Source organism: Exilibacterium tricleocarpae (assembly GCF_007004655.1).
Classification (GTDB): Bacteria; Pseudomonadota; Gammaproteobacteria; order Pseudomonadales; family Cellvibrionaceae; genus Exilibacterium; species Exilibacterium tricleocarpae.
This window is the reverse complement of the sequence record NZ_ML660093.1, coordinates 281,540-296,086: the sequence shown is the minus strand read 5'-3', so window position 1 is coordinate 296,086 and position 14,547 is coordinate 281,540. Positions and strand designations below refer to the sequence as shown.

Here is a 14,547-nt window from a genome sequence, read left to right as displayed (position 1 = left end):
TGAGCCGCAAGCTACACGGCTTAACAGTACTAACCAGAAAAAACACACCGAAATACCAACGGCTCCTGTCCTTATTACCCGCCTGATTATGTGCATAAAAACTGAGGAGAATCTCTATGCACTAGCAGCCTTCTCAACCGCACAACTAACGAGAAAAGAAAATCCGCAAAGCAGACTGCTATTATTTTTAAAATTCCTTTCATACTTAATTAGTCTTTATCCAATGATAGCTGAACCCTATTATGTCCGACTCGCGCAACATGAATACCAAAATTAACCTCAAGTGACCTAAACATCGCATCGGTCTCGCCCACGCGAAATTGACCACCGATCCTGAGGGCGCGCACCGCAGGGTCTGTTATCTCTATGGAAAGCGATGTATAGCGGCTGATTTCCTTGACGACATCTTCCAGCGGATCACCGGTGAACTTTAATAGTCCCTTTCGCCATAGCAATCGCTTTTCCATTTCATCTTTCGTAACACGTTCAACTAATTCAAGCTCACCAGCCAAGTGCAGACCCTTGCTGAGCGCGTTTTTAATCGTCGTTGCCTGTCCTGCTTCCAATAAGCCAAGCTCTTCTTCAACAAAACTTTCACTCCGATCAACGGTAGTCAAGCCGCGGTTAGGCTCACGCTCTAAAATCCGGCCAACTGAGCTGTCGCTCACGGGGTTGCCTTCGGTATCAGCCTCCTCAACCTGAGGTTCATTGATAAATGCCAAGCCAACCCGCCCTTCAGTAACTGTAACGTCAAGGTTTTGACCATTAAGGTAAACAGAAAACGCCGTGCCAATTGCCTGCACCCTGCCCTTGCCTGCCCGCACTCGAAATGGTCTGCTGGAATTTTTGGCAACAGTGAAGTGCGCCTCGCCCTGCAGCAGCAGAATATCGCGAAACTGGTGGCTATAGTTGACCTCTAGCTGTGTATTCGTATTGAGGTGGATAACAGAACCATCGTCTAACGTCGTGGTTTTTTGCTGACCGACCACTGTTGCATAAAACCCGGCGTCCTTGTTCTGCAGCATGCCATCCCCAGAAAATAGCATATAAGCAAACGCAATAGCGAAGGCAAAGCCACACACACTTGCCGCGATAAAAAAGCCACGCAAACTGTTGCGAGACCGCTTTTTACTGGATTCAAGTGCAATCTGGATTTCAGTTTTGCCCAGCGGAACAGCCAACTCAGTCAGCACATTCATATTGCCCCAGAACACGGCCAGGCTGTTTATCTCTTCGCGGTGCACAGGGCTGCGATTAATCCACGCCTGCAACGCTTTAAGCTCCTCAGCCGTGGGCTTGGTATCTCTTTCAAGCTTTATCAGCCACTCAGCGGCCTCACGCTCTATCGCGGCGCGGTTTGAAAACTTGTAGATAGTCTTCATCAGCCTCTATCCTCCAACGAGATGGGGCGAGCCGGCTTTCCCGGACTGCCCATTAATTGGCCCTGCTCTTTTTTTCGGATATAGGCTCGGCAAAACAACATACCTTTGAGCAAGTGTTTTTCAACGGCGCTGACCGTAATACCCATACGCTCGGCAATTTCTTTATGAGGCAGTCCATGCACTTTACGCAACAGGCACACCCGGCGCCTGCGCTCCGGCAAGGCGGCAATGGCCTCGCAAAACAATGCTATATGCTCTCGGGCCTCTAACTCTTCTTCAGTGGTCGATCCGGTATCGGTTAATGTGTTGGAATCACTATCCTCTATATACTCGGTAACCTGGCGCGCCTTGCGACTCAATTCATTTAATGCAAGGTTTTTGGCAATCTGAAATAGGAAGGCTTTTGGTTGTTCAATATCTTTTTTCTGCTCGGCGTTGTAAGCACGTAAATACGCTTCTTGAACAACATCCTCTATATCCTGCTGGTCGCGTAAAAAGCGCGAGAGAAATCTTTTCAGAAAAGAGATATTCTCCAAAAACGCGCAGGAAATCGCAGACATATTATAGCGCCCTCCCCTGGGGCCTGAATTTTTGCCGGGCAGGTTCTTTTGAGGCTTATTGTCAACATCCATACTCTTAATCGGAATCGTGTTTTTTTGCCGTCATTGTCGTCCGAACATCCATAGACTAACCTCTCCCAAACCGCCGAAATAGTCCAATTGAGCTCGTCTTATACTTACCCAGGAGCACGCACTATAAAAAAGCTGTCAGTATACCTGTGAAGAACCTCTTACTATGGAACCGGTAAGGACAGCAAACCCGCAACCTGATTGATCGACTGGTGGGCGAAGATGGTTGATGAAAAATAAACCAAATTGTATTCAAGTATCTGTTTTTCTTGAATATTACTAGTAGCTGATAGTAGAAAACGGCGTTGGCATCCATAGGAGTTGAACCGTTGTTGCAGCGCTTACCGGGCAAGATGGCCTTGAATTCACAGCTTACCCTCTAAAGCCCAAGTTCTTCGGCAGCTATAACAGATAAGAGGACAACACTACCCAGCTGTTGGGACGCATAGATATAGATCAAATATCAACCACCTGAGCCAAATGGCAGCAAGACAAGGGGTAGAATAGGCTCGAACCGCCCCGCCAGCCCCAAGCTAGGCAGTCTTAAGCATTGCCCGGCGGCGCCAGGCGATCAGCCCTGCCCCCATCAGCAATTGGGCGCCGCCGAACAGCAACAGACTGAATAGCACCGTATCACCCAGTGGGTCGGCTTGCCCCAGCGTTGCCGGAAATAACAGCGTTTTGATCAACAACCCCAGGTTCACGTTGCGCACGGCCACCTCCATCTCGATGGCGGTAGCATCGCGCAGCGGCAGACCAAATAACACCGGCACCGCCCAGGCGGCGGCCGTCAAGATCACCAGTAGCGCGGCGATCAGCAGAATATTGGTGAGGCCAAACGCCTGGGCATCAAGGCGTCCCGCCAACACCGAAAACACCACAATGGCGAGAATTCCGAGCAGCGACGCTCTTATCGACCAGCGGGCGATCCACTCAGCATGGTTGGGCAGGGTCCGCAATACCACCATGCCCAGTAGCAAGGGCAGTAACAGGGTCCAAAAGATCTCGCTGATAATCTGGCCTCTGGGCATCACAAAATCCGCCGGCATATAGCGGGAAATCAACAATTCCAGAATCAGCGGCGTGGTCAACAGGCACGCAAGGGTGGTAATAGCGGTAATCGAGATGGATAGAGCGATATTGCCCCGAGCAAAGAAGGTGAACATATTCGATGAGGTGCCGCCGGGTATGGCTGCCAGTAAGGCGATCCCGATGGCAATACCGCCCGTTAGACCGAACCCCAGAATAAAGAGATAGGCCACCACCGGTACCAGCAAGAGTTGCACCAGATTGCCGATGGTCACGGCTTTGGGCTCCATAATCACTTCGCCGAAGTCCTTGACGGTCAGGGTTGCACCCATGCCGAACATGGCCATGACCAGTTGGAATACGGCGAACCAGTATTCGTGGGTGATGTAGAAGTCCGTCATGGGTGGTTGTCTCTCCTGTCGGTTGTTTCTTATCGTTTTTTGCTCACCAATTGTTCAATTGGTGGACTTTTGGGGGGTACTTTGCGCTGAATGCTATAACAATGGCGCGGTAATCGCTAGCCTGCAAAGGCTGGTAATTTTGAACCTGATGTTTTTACTCTAGCGCCACTGCATTGGAATGTCTGCTGTCAACAACAGCTCTATTCGTGAGTCTGGGAGAGGATTTGTGGGATTAGCATCGATTAGAAATTTGGTAAGTATGCAAGAGCATAAACTCTGCATATTAGGAGCTATCTGTTTCTGGAAGTGATAGAGCTATTGAACCGACACTTTACTCTGTATTTCATCGTAAGGGCAAGATAAAAAACGCCCTGCAGTCAGCTATTTAAAACAAAGGTTACGCAGGACTTAATCCAGATAAATGTATCCAAAAGCCCCTAAGCTTGTCGATTAAAAATAGAAGATATGAATTTATATAAAGAAAAAACAGGAGGTGGTATACATACTACCACCTCCTGCATATAGCTCGATATCAGAACTGCTTGTTTACACTGAAACCAAAGATTCGTGGCTCCAAAGTGAAGACATTGGCACTGAGGCCGGTGTCGTCACTATTAGTAAAGGTATCGGTGATCGGTGCATCATCGAAGATATTTTTCACATAAAGCTGCATCTGCAATAGCGAAGGCGGATGAGTAAGTGTAACCGCTGCATTCAGATTGTCCCAGGCCTCCAGTTCGTCGTAAACAGTGTTGTATACCCGTGCATAGCTGTCGGACTGACGGTAGTAATCAGCACGCAGCTTAAGCTGCCAGTCGCGAATGTCAAAAATGTGCTGCACACCCAAATTGAAGGTGAAGTTAGGCGAGTTCGGCAGTTCATTCCCACTGAGATCGGCAGCGAAGCCTCGACCATTGTTTGGCGCGTCTTCGAATGGATTATAGTTAAAGTCAAAACCGGGCTGATCAAGTAATAAAAGCTGATCCCACCGGAAAACCGTATCGATTGCATCACTGTAGCTACCAACGCGATTCGCGCCACCGCACAACGCCGCCAACGGCTGTACCGCTGCACTCGGGGGTGAAAAAGTAAGGGGGAGCGAGCCGAGAACGGCTTCGACCACATCGACTGGCGCAATACAGTTGGACGGAACCTGCAGCCACGGGCGCACCAGCATCCAGTCCTCGTTGCCTTGCGTGCGGTTCATGACGTCGATCGATTCTTCACCTTTGCCAATGCGCGTCTTTAGATAGCCAAGATTGAGATCAATGCGTGTATTCGGCGTCGCCTGCCATGAACTTTCGATCTCCAATCCCCAACTCTCAGCGTCGAAATTCTCGTTGAAAGAGATTCGATCAACAATCTGCGAAATCTGGTAATCCCGGTAATTGTAATAAAACGCTGTTGTATTCAGAATCAATGAACCATCATACAAGCTGTTCTTGGTTCCTAGCTCGATAGCGTTGACAAATTCGGGTTTGAAGACGCCTTCCAGTGGTTGGTATTGAACCACCCTCTGGTCTATATCGACGCGCGGGGGATTGGAGCCACCTCCCTTGTAGCCATGAGCGAGTGATAGGTAGACAAGGGTTTCGTCGGTGAACGGTGTCTGGGTCTGCCAGTCGATTACAAAACGACCAGTAAACTCGTTCCACTGTTGTTTGATATCATCATCTGCAGGATAGCCTCGACTGACGCGTCCGCCGGTGCCCGAACCCGGTTGAGTCCCGAAGTTTTCCGCACCCAGCAATAACTGGCTCGGAATCGGAGTAGCCGTCTTCCTATCCTTCGTGTACCGCAGGCCACCGGTGACCTTCACGTCCTGAGAAACCTGCCAGTAGGCTTCACCAAACACGGCCCAAGATTTGGTCTCCACTAAGTTTCTGCTCAGAAAGTAGTTATGGCCCTCGTCATTTAACTGGCCGAGTGGATTCGGATCGATATAGACACACTCTCGCAGCTCATTAAATCCGTCGCAATTCCGCGTTCCTACGAAGAATGGTGATTCACCTACGGTGCTGTTGTATAAGTATTCACCGATAAGCGTGAACGTGTTGTTGAACACGTAATAGTCGTCCTGTGATTCGAAATCGAGATAGTTGGCACCAAGGCTGAAATTGAAGGTGCCGTCAAAAGACGACTGCAACCGAAATTCCTGGCTCCATTGCTCATTATCCGACTGACTGATATCAACTGACAAGACGCGATCGGACGGCCCGAGTTGGGGGTCTGTAAATATGCCTTCCGGCGTCGGCCCCGGATCTGGGTTAGGCTGTCCGAGAACATTGAACAAATCTGCAGAATCGTTGAACACCGTGTCAGATACAAAACGATTGTAGTCCTGCGAAGAATAATAGTCATCACTGGCGTAGGTCGACTGGGAGAAAAATTGCAGGTTGTCATTCAGTGACACCTCCAGGTTAAACTGGACGAGGTCGTTTTCGGCGCGAAACACCGGATCGTAGCTGGTGGCGATCTCGCGCAGGTCTCGCGACTGCTGGACGCCGGCATAGGGATCAACGCCGAAATCTATAACATTGATGGGAGAGCCACCGGCCAACCTACCCGCTTCAATCGTCGAAGCCACTGTCACGAAAGCAAGCCCTGCGCCATTCGGAGCGCCGAACGCCTCGGCGTCATAGAGCGAGCCAGGTAGGCAACCCTGGCTAAGGCGCCCTCGCAACTCCTCACGAACCGTAACACTGCCAACCGTCGCCCGGCCTGGATCGCGGTTGCAAAGCTGCTTGCCTGTGCGCGAGCGACGATCGTCCTCTTTGAAATGCTGCCAGAGGAGGTTGGCGCTGAACCTGTCGCTCGGCTCCCACTGCGCGATGGCACGAGTTGAATAGAGATCACGGTCGTTGACATCGTTGCCGGTGAAGGTGTTTGTATCGAAGCCGTCACGCTTGGTGAGCGCTCCGGCAAAACGCAGAGAGAAGGACTCAGTGACCGGGATATTCAAGTTGCCGCTGAGGCGTCGGGTGTCAAAGTTGCCCACTTCAGCTTCGATCTCCCCCCCGAAGTCCGATTCAGGCAGCACAGGAAGTACGTTGACCACACCGCCTGTAGCATTACGACCATAAAGCGTGCCCTGAGGGCCACGCAGCACCTCAACACGCTGGACGTCGAAAAATTCCTGTTCGAACAACCGGTTACGGATCAGCGGCGTGTTGTTGAAACTGACGGCGACGGCCGGGTCGGTACTGGCCGATATCGCCTTGGTGCCTATGCCTCGGATAGAGAAGTTATAGCCGCTGAAATTCGACTTCGAAAAGGCGACATTGGGCACCGCGCGCAGTAACTCTTCACCACGCTCTATTTTCAGGTCATCCAGCCCTTCGCTGGAGAAGGCCGAAACGGCGATCGGAACTTCTTGAATACTCTCTTCCATCTTTTGGGCGGTAACGATAATCTCTTCCAGACTGCTACCAGCACTGAGTTCCTCGTTGTTATCCACGATAGTTCGTGCTCCCGTCCCAGCCTGGGTGGTGGTGACCTGGGCGACCGTCCGCTTAACATCCGCCGCCGAAGTAATAACGATAGTGTCACCATCGCGGGAATAACCAAGACCACTGTCGGCCAGCAGAGTCTGCAACGCCACCTCGGGTTCGGCGGTCGCCGTATATCCAGAGCTGCGCTTGCCCGTAGCCAGAGTGGCGTCGGCCATAATATTAAAGCCGCTCTGCATGGCAAAATCACGCAGCGCCTCCGCCAGAGGCTGCGGCGGAATATCGAAATGCGCCTCGCTGTCGGCTTGCGCCGGGGTAGTCGCCGTCACCAGGCAAGCCATGGCGGCACCACACAATAGATTGGATCGAACGGTTTTTCGGGATTTACGGACGTTAAAACCCATAGTCTCTCTCACTCCTTATATTTTTTTTGTTTGTCTGAACTTCGTTATTAGACGTATTCCTAGTTAGACGCGACACAGTGCAGAGCGGGGGGATGAGAAACAAATATTTGACCTCGGCAATCACTCTGCTGTCTAATTGCTATCGCTGAAATGTCGCTTGGAACCACTCTCCTTGCAGGGCGGCCAGGCAAACCTGGGGATTTCGAGCCTTGATACAGGCAGCCGGCAATTCGACGGTAAAAAGGTTTTTCTTATACCGAATCCCCCCGACTTGCGGTTTGCGGAGTCTATATGATTATAAAGAGGGCTATTTTTTGACCTGGGTCAAGCACTGCCTGCAGGCATTGTGTTTCGAAAATAAGCTTCTGCGGCGTGACTATCCGGTTCTTCCGTGAACGAAGAGCAGGATAATGACCTCGCCGGTTGGATAAAACAATACAGCGTCGGTCTGCGTCGCTACTTTGCGCGCCGGGTCAATGACGCCGATGTGGACGACCTAGTACAGGAAGTGTTCGTACACTTGCAGGCAAAGCGGCAGGACACGGCTATCGATAACCCACAAAGCTACACTTTCACTGTGGCACGCAATGTATTGATCAGCCACTACCGGCGCCAGAAGACGCGATCTCACGCTTTCCAGGAATCACTGACGCATGAGATGGAGATTCCGGACTTCATTTCGCCGGAACGCACTGCCATCGGTATTGAGGAATACCGGCGCGTGGTCCAGGCAATTCTGAATTTACCGCCACGGGCCCGGGCAGCCTTCCAGTTTCACCGTTTCGAAAATATGACCTACCAGGCTATCGCAAAACGCATGGGTATTTCCAAAGAATCCGTGAAGGAACTCATTCATCGAGCCCTCGTGCAGATCAGGCAGGCAAGAGGGGAAGAATCGTGAGTGCTGGCTCTCCTTCGGATCGCGAAGTGCGGCGAGCAGCCGCTGCCCACTGGTTCAACGAACACCGCGCCGGAGACATGACCGAGGCTGATAAGCGCCTGTTCGCCCAATGGCTGTGTCAGGCACCGGAAAACCGCGCAGCCTACCGCCAGATGGAGCGTGACTGGGCGCTGTTCGGCGCCGTCGCACAGGACCCGCAAATCCTGGCGGCGCGGGAACAGGACCGGTGTGCCTTCGACCGCCCGAGCCACCTGCAGCGGGTCGCGCTGATCGCCGCCAGCGTCCTGCTGGCCCTCACCACCAGCTGGGCGGTAATCGACTCGGGACTGACCGGCGGTGTCGATTTCGACAGACCGGCCTTTACCAGTCGTCCCGAAGCTACTACCTACCGCACCAGCCTCGGCCAGCATTCCACCTTTACTCTGCCCGACGGCTCTTCGGTCACTCTGGATACGGATTCCGAATTGCGGGTAGGTACCATGCGGGAGCTGCGCAAACTCCAGTTGGTGCGCGGCCGCGCCTTCTTTAATGTTGCCAAGGACCCCTCGCGCCCGTTTATCGTCTATGCCGGCGACAAGACCGTACGCGCACTTGGCACTGCGTTTCAGGTCAGTATGGAAGGTGAGGATGTGACGGTTACCCTGGTGGAAGGGTCCGTGCGCGTAGAAGAAGATACCGGTCTGCTGCGACCGAACTACCACCGTGTCGATATGCAGGAACCCGGCGGGCAGCTTTCGGCACCTGAGGACAGCAACTGGATCGTCGAACAGGTCGATGTTCAGGTACAAACCAGTTGGCTGAACGGGCATCTGGTTTTTCTCAGCGATCCGCTGGCCGATGCGGTCGCTGAGATAAATCGTTATTCCTCACAAAAAATAGTCTTTACCGGCAATCGAATTCCCGAGCGCGAAATTCTTGGCGTCTTCCGCACCGGGGATGTGGGCAGTTTCGTGCGCGCGCTCGAACTTGACGGTATTGCAAAGGTTGTATCCCGCAACGATGTGCAAATTGAACTCCGAGTTCAGTAATCGCCGCTACTGCCCAGTTAGGACGCGGCTCAAAAGAATATAGAGCGCCTATTGAGAGCCTATTGAGAGCCTATTGGCTCCCACACCCCCCCCTCTATCGTCACAGCCACGTCTACGTTAATGGAAGGTCGTCGGTAAGCACCTTCTATAGACGGTAAGCCATGTGCTGCCGAACTTAACGAAAAGAGGGAAATCATGATGAAGAGATTACTAGCGTTATCAGTTTTATCCGCAGCCGTCGCCACAGCCGGTTTCGCAAGCAGCGCCTCCGCCATGTGGACATTTTCGCCGGCAGGCCCGGTCACACTGTCGAGTCCTATTGATCCTGGAACAGGTTCACCAATTCCTCTCCAGTTGTTTAAGGGTATTCCAGTCTCGTGCAACATATCTGGCAGCGGAAACATAGCCAGTGGCCTCGCTTCGGTCACCAGCCTGTCACTTGTGCCAGGGAGTTTCTTCTGCTTCGCTATTTCATTCGCTGGCCTGCCATACGATCTGGAGCCAGCGGGCGGTGTATCTCTAACTTCAGTGACACTCAAGGATGTGACCGTAACCGCAATTACCGGCAACTGCAGGGGTGACCTGACGGGCGATTTCGACCAGGCCACTGGCATAATCACCTTCAATGGTGCGACCATTCCTTCAGATCCTCCTGGCGGCGCGGACTGCGTCGTCACCGGGCCGGTCGCTACTTCACCTGCGATATCTTACACCATTCCTTAACGTTTGTGTCGGCGCCGCCTGGAGACAGGCGGCGTGATGCGGCTCAAAAGAATATAGAGTGCCTATCGAGAGCCTATTGGCTCCCACCCCCCCCCCCTCTATCGTCACAGCCACGTCTACGTTAATGGAAGGTCGTCGGTTAGCACCTTCTATAGACGGTAAGCCATGAGCTGCCAACTTAACGAAAAGAGGGAAATCATGATGAAGAGATTACTAGCATTATCAGTTTTATCCGCAGTCGTCGCCACGGCCGGTTTCGCAAGCAGCGCCTCCGCCTGGACGTTTTCGCCAAACGGTTCGGTCACGCTGTCGAGCCCCATTGATCCTGGAACAGGTTCACTAATTCCTCTCCAGTTGTTTAAGGGCATTCCGGTTTCGTGCACCATATTTGGCATCGGAGACATCACCTTCGGCCTCGCTTCGGTCACCAGCCTGTCACTTATGCCAGGGAGTTTCTTCTGCTTCGCTATTTCATTCACTGGCCTGCCATACGATCTGGAGCCAGCGGGCGGCGTATCTCCAACTTCAGTGACACTCAAGGATGTGACCGTAACCGCAATTACCGGCAACTGCAGGGGTGACCTGACGGGCGATTTCGACCAAGCCACTGGCGTAATCACCTTCAATGGTGCGACCATTCCTTCAGATCCTCCTGGCGGCTCGGATTGCATCGTCACCGGGCCGGTCGCTACTTCACCTGCGATATCTTACACCATTCATTAACAGTTGTGTCGGCGCCGCCTGGAGACAAGCGGCGCGTTTACATTCAGGATTCCTCAAGGACTCTACTCAATCCGCCTCCAAACCTGCGTCCGACACAAAAACGCCACCAAACACCCTTTAACCTTCAACGTATTACCATCCTTAAGCGTCAAAGACCCACTCTTCGCCCCATCCCCGGTCTTCGGATCATAAAGCGGCCCCCCCGTCCATTTACGCGGCCCGCCGGTAAAGTCCTGAAGAATAACCAACCCCTTCACCCGCCTCTCCCGCAGAGCCTCATCACCATTATGCACATCCCGCTGATCCGGATTCTCCCTCAGCGATGCAGCGTCAATAACCCGCCCACAGACCGCCTCACCACAGCGAAACATCTCCACCACCCCATTTTCCTCCTGGGTTCTCCAAAGCCCGAGCAGGCCCTGGGGCTCCGCATTAGCAACCGAAACCAGCGCGACGCACAACACCACCGCAATACTTATATACTTCAACATTCCACTCCTCATACCGGCACCGACAGATTGTACCGCGTCACGGTTTTCTCCAACAACTCGCGATCGTCATGTTGCCACGGGTGAAACCCGGGTTTGAAATAGCGCAGGTAGTCCGGCAGGATGCGCCGCAGGATACCGGGCTTGCCAAACAGGTAGCGGAAGGTTCGCCACCAGAGGCGCCACCCCTTCAAACCGTCCTGGCGATAGAAGCTGCGCATATTTAAAAACATGGTGGTTGTCAGCATACTGGTCGATAACACCATGACCATGGTGCGCATCAGATAACGGCGCAAACCCGTCATCTGCCGGGTGACAGCGACGAAGGTATCGAAAGCCACCGCCTTGTGTTCGATCTCCTCCATGGCGTGCCAGCTCCACAAACGCACGCTGTCTTCAGGCGCGCCTTCGAGGTCACGGCTGTCGCCCTTCAGCAACTGATGAGCGAGAATCGCAGTAAAATGCTCAAGGGCACAGGTGGCCGCCAACTGCCGGTGGCGGGAACGCGTGCGGGCAAAATCGAGATTTCTTTTGGTACGGTTTTCCATCGCCTCGATCTGGTAACCGGCGTCGATCGCGCGCTTGTTGAAAGCCATATGCTCGCGGCTGTGCACCGATTCCTGCGCGATAAACGCGGCAATCTGCTCCTGCAGCGCCGGGCTCACATCGTTGCGAAAATTGCGCACGCTTTCGATAAAAAACTTTTCGCCGGCGGGAAATGTGCACGACAATGCATTGAAAAAAGCCGTGGCCACGGGGTCGCCCCCCATCCACCAACGCGGCGGCGGTTCGCCGTCCCGGTGAAAGTGCAGGTTGCGCACCGGTATCTGCAAATCTTGCGGGGTGGGAGTTTTTTTGGTCATCGGTTTCTCTTTTTTAAAAGCTGTGACGGGCAGGCACGCGGGCTGATCGAAGACCGCGCCGGTACGGCGGCGATAGTGACAACACAAAAAGGGAACGCTCACGGTTAAGTTGTTTTGCTTCTTCTTGCTGCCGGCTTTGGCAGCACAGACAGCCCCGAGGCACAGACCTCCTGTTATCTATAGACGCAAAATCAGCCTTGACGGGGGGATGCCGGGCGGCAAATATTCACACCGACACATCACACACTATCTCATGCACCAGCCTGGCCGCCAGCTTTGCCGTTCTGTCATCGCTGTCAAAGCAGGGGTTGAGTTCAGCAATATCCGCCATCAACCAACCCACCGCATGTTCGCGGCAGAGATTTTTGAGCGCCCGAACAGCAGCGATCACCCAGGCCGGCTCGATACCCACGGCTGCCGGGGCGCTCACGCCGGGGGCGTAACAAGCAGAAAATACATCCAGACACACCGTCACATAAAGATAATCCAGCGGTGCAACAAACTGCTCCAACTCCCGATAAACCGCAACATCCGCACCGGCACGGCAATCGATATCGGTACGCCAGCGCACCTGGTTGGCCTCGGCAAATTGAAACAACGCCTGGGTGTTGGCACTGGGGTTAATACCCAGCACCAGGTAATGAAAGTCACAGCCCTGCCGTTCACACCAATGCGCAATCTGTCGAAACGGCGTGCCGGAACTGGCCCCGGGGGCGGGGTTGCGTAAATCGAAGTGCGCGTCGAAATTGATAACGCCAATAGTCGGCGCCACCTCGGCACCGGCGGCCACCGCCCCGGCCAACCCCTGAAAACTGCCCCAGGCTATCTCATGGCCGCCGCCCAACACCACCGGCACCAGGCGCCGGTGCAGTAACCCGCTCAAGTGCGCAGCCAGTTCGTCCTGGGCAGATTCCAACCCGCGATCGCTGCAGATAATATCGCCGGCGTCAAAGCAGCGGGTTTCGCCGTGCCAGGCCAGGTTCGCCAGCGCCCGGCGAATCGCCGCCGGCCCTTGCCGGGCACCGACCCGGCCGCCGTTGCGGCGCACGCCCTCGTCACAGGCAAACCCCACCAGCGCCATACCCGGGGTTGCCGGCTGTTGCCGATCCCAGGCTTCCACGCGCTGGTGCCAGCGCCACACCGGCGCCGACTCTCCGGTGTCGGCCCTACCCTGCCATAGCGTCATTGTCGGCGGCTCAAACATCCCGACCTCCCACCCATATATGTCGCGGGCGCTGCATATTGATGCCGTAGCAAATCTCCGCAGGGCGCCCGCAATCCCATAGCAACATATCCGCGTCAAAGCCGGCGCTAATACAACCTTTTCGATCCGCCAGCCCCAGCGCGGCGGCGGCATGGCGAGTGGCGCCGAGCAGCGCTTCCTCCGGCGTCAGGCCAAACAGGATACAGGCTTGATTCAACGCCAGCAGCAGCGAAGCCATGGGCGAGCTGCCGGGGTTCAGGTCAGTGGCTACTGCCATGGGAATTCCCCACCTTCGCAGCGCGGCAATCGGTGGTTTTTGCTGCTCCTGCAAGTAGTAGAAAGCACCGGGCAAAAGTACCGCCACCGCGCCGCTTTGCGCCAGCGACTCCAGATCCGTCTCCGGTAAATATTCCACGTGATCTACCGACAGACCGCCGAACTCAGCCACTAAACGCGCGCCGCCCTGGTAACTGAGCTGCTCTACATGGCCCTTGACCGGCAACCCCAACTCGCGCGCCCGCTCGAATAGCCGCCGGCACTGGGCAACGGAAAACCCGATGCCCTCACAGAAAACATCCACGGCATCAACCAGCCCCTCGGCAGCCAGCGCCGGCAACACAGTTTCAACGAGTGTATCGATATAACCGTCAGCGTCGCCCTGATACTGCGGCGGCAACGCATGGGCGCCCAGAAATGTGGTGCGGACGGTGATCGGCAGTTGTTGTCCCAGCGCCCTGGCCACCACCAGCATACGGCGCTCGGTGTCCAGGGCCAGGCCGTAGCCGGATTTGATCTCTACAGTGGTCACACCTTCCGCACACAGCGCCCGCAACCGCCGGGCGGCACTGTCGAGCAACTGTGTCGCACTCGCCGCCCGGGTGGCCGCCACCGTGCTTAAAATGCCCCCGCCCTGGGCCGCAATATCGGCGTAGGAGCGACCCTGCAAACGCCACTCGAACTCCTCGGCGCGGTCACCGCCGTAGACCAGGTGAGTGTGGCAATCGATCAGGCCCGGCGTCAGCCAACCACCCTTGCCGTTGATGACCACGGCACCGTCGAGAGACGGCGCTTGTGCGGCGGGGCCCGCCCAGAGAATGCGCTCCGCCGCCACCGCCACCAGCGCGTCTCTGATGGCGCCGTAAGGGGCTGCGACTGTGGGGTCAAAGGTCGCCAGGTGTATGTTTTTTATCAGCCAGTCAGCTTGCATGGGGCTCCTCGTTGTTTTTTCCGCAGTGTCTGTGACGGCGGTGCCTTCTGCTGGAGGGGACTACTGGCACGGGGGAGTGGTTCCTCTCGAGGGGGACGCAACTGAAGTTACGTCCC

At 54.6% G+C, this 14,547-nt stretch carries 12 protein-coding genes; 4 read left to right on the top strand and 8 right to left on the bottom strand.

Going from position 1 to position 14,547, the window contains the following annotated elements; all coding sequences use genetic code 11:
* Positions 1-209: 209 nt before the first annotated feature.
* The 4 genes from FKG94_RS12815 to FKG94_RS12800 all read right to left on the bottom strand — a co-directional run bounded on the left by FKG94_RS12815 (position 210) and on the right by FKG94_RS12800 (position 7,294).
* Positions 210-1,382 carry a FecR family protein gene (locus tag FKG94_RS12815; protein WP_142904728.1) on the bottom strand — a complete coding sequence of 391 codons (1,173 nt, stop codon included), beginning with the start codon at positions 1,380-1,382 and terminating at the stop codon, positions 210-212.
* Complete coding sequence (locus FKG94_RS12810; RefSeq protein ID WP_218943514.1) at positions 1,382-2,014, bottom strand: RNA polymerase sigma factor; 633 nt, start codon at positions 2,012-2,014, stop codon at positions 1,382-1,384. Before FKG94_RS12810 ends, FKG94_RS12815 begins: the two co-directional genes overlap by 1 nt.
* Positions 2,015-2,544: 530 nt before the next feature.
* Positions 2,545-3,441, bottom strand: a complete 897-nt coding sequence (locus tag FKG94_RS12805) for a bile acid:sodium symporter family protein (protein ID WP_142904727.1) — start codon at positions 3,439-3,441, stop codon at positions 2,545-2,547.
* 532 nt (positions 3,442-3,973) lie between these two features.
* Positions 3,974-7,294, bottom strand: coding sequence for a TonB-dependent receptor (locus FKG94_RS12800; RefSeq protein WP_246125120.1), 3,321 nt, complete (start codon positions 7,292-7,294; stop codon positions 3,974-3,976).
* 391 nt (positions 7,295-7,685) lie between these two features.
* On the opposite strand from FKG94_RS12800, the gene FKG94_RS12795 reads away from it, so the two are divergent.
* The 4 genes from FKG94_RS12795 to FKG94_RS12780 all read left to right on the top strand — a co-directional run bounded on the left by FKG94_RS12795 (position 7,686) and on the right by FKG94_RS12780 (position 10,669).
* Complete coding sequence (locus tag FKG94_RS12795; RefSeq protein ID WP_142904726.1) at positions 7,686-8,195, top strand: RNA polymerase sigma factor; 510 nt, start codon at positions 7,686-7,688, stop codon at positions 8,193-8,195.
* Complete coding sequence (locus FKG94_RS12790) at positions 8,192-9,223, top strand: FecR family protein (protein ID WP_142904725.1); 1,032 nt, start codon at positions 8,192-8,194, stop codon at positions 9,221-9,223. The genes FKG94_RS12795 and FKG94_RS12790 overlap by 4 nt, the downstream gene beginning before the upstream one ends.
* 195 nt (positions 9,224-9,418) lie before the next feature.
* Complete coding sequence (locus FKG94_RS12785; RefSeq protein WP_142904724.1) at positions 9,419-9,946, top strand: hypothetical protein; 528 nt, start codon at positions 9,419-9,421, stop codon at positions 9,944-9,946.
* 198 nt (positions 9,947-10,144) lie between these two features.
* Positions 10,145-10,669, top strand: coding sequence for a hypothetical protein (locus tag FKG94_RS12780; protein WP_142904723.1), 525 nt, complete (start codon positions 10,145-10,147; stop codon positions 10,667-10,669).
* Between the two features lie 62 nt (positions 10,670-10,731).
* On the opposite strand, the gene FKG94_RS12775 is transcribed toward FKG94_RS12780, so the two are convergent.
* From FKG94_RS12775 to hutI, 4 genes are all read right to left on the bottom strand, one after another.
* Positions 10,732-11,160, bottom strand: coding sequence for a DUF2147 domain-containing protein (locus FKG94_RS12775; RefSeq protein WP_179957627.1), 429 nt, complete (start codon positions 11,158-11,160; stop codon positions 10,732-10,734).
* Positions 11,161-11,168: 8 nt separating this feature from the next.
* Positions 11,169-12,020 carry a metal-dependent hydrolase gene (locus FKG94_RS12770; protein ID WP_142904721.1) on the bottom strand — a complete coding sequence of 284 codons (852 nt, stop codon included), beginning with the start codon at positions 12,018-12,020 and terminating at the stop codon, positions 11,169-11,171.
* Between the two features lie 226 nt (positions 12,021-12,246).
* A complete protein-coding gene (hutG, locus tag FKG94_RS12765) occupies positions 12,247-13,224 on the bottom strand; it encodes a formimidoylglutamase (RefSeq protein WP_142904720.1) in 978 nt (325 codons plus the stop codon).
* Positions 13,217-14,431, bottom strand: coding sequence for an imidazolonepropionase (gene hutI, locus FKG94_RS12760; protein ID WP_142904719.1), 1,215 nt, complete (start codon positions 14,429-14,431; stop codon positions 13,217-13,219). The genes hutG and hutI overlap by 8 nt, the downstream gene beginning before the upstream one ends.
* Positions 14,432-14,547 lie beyond the last annotated feature (116 nt).

Bases quoted from the DNA above. Each gene is read 5' to 3' on its own strand.
- FKG94_RS12815 (WP_142904728.1), bottom strand. From the start codon at position 1,382: ATGAAGACTATCTACAAGTTTTCAAACCGCGCCGCGATAGAGCGTGAG.
- FKG94_RS12810 (WP_218943514.1), bottom strand. From the start codon at position 2,014: ATGGATGTTGACAATAAGCCTCAAAAGAACCTGCCCGGCAAAAATTCA.
- FKG94_RS12805 (WP_142904727.1), bottom strand. From the start codon at position 3,441: ATGACGGACTTCTACATCACCCACGAATACTGGTTCGCCGTATTCCAA.
- FKG94_RS12800 (WP_246125120.1), bottom strand. From the start codon at position 7,294: ATGGGTTTTAACGTCCGTAAATCCCGAAAAACCGTTCGATCCAATCTA.
- FKG94_RS12785 (WP_142904724.1), top strand. From the start codon at position 9,419: ATGATGAAGAGATTACTAGCGTTATCAGTTTTATCCGCAGCCGTCGCC.
- FKG94_RS12780 (WP_142904723.1), top strand. From the start codon at position 10,145: ATGATGAAGAGATTACTAGCATTATCAGTTTTATCCGCAGTCGTCGCC.
- FKG94_RS12775 (WP_179957627.1), bottom strand. From the start codon at position 11,160: ATGTTGAAGTATATAAGTATTGCGGTGGTGTTGTGCGTCGCGCTGGTT.
- FKG94_RS12770 (WP_142904721.1), bottom strand. From the start codon at position 12,020: ATGACCAAAAAAACTCCCACCCCGCAAGATTTGCAGATACCGGTGCGC.
- hutG (WP_142904720.1), bottom strand. From the start codon at position 13,224: ATGTTTGAGCCGCCGACAATGACGCTATGGCAGGGTAGGGCCGACACC.
- hutI (WP_142904719.1), bottom strand. From the start codon at position 14,431: ATGCAAGCTGACTGGCTGATAAAAAACATACACCTGGCGACCTTTGAC.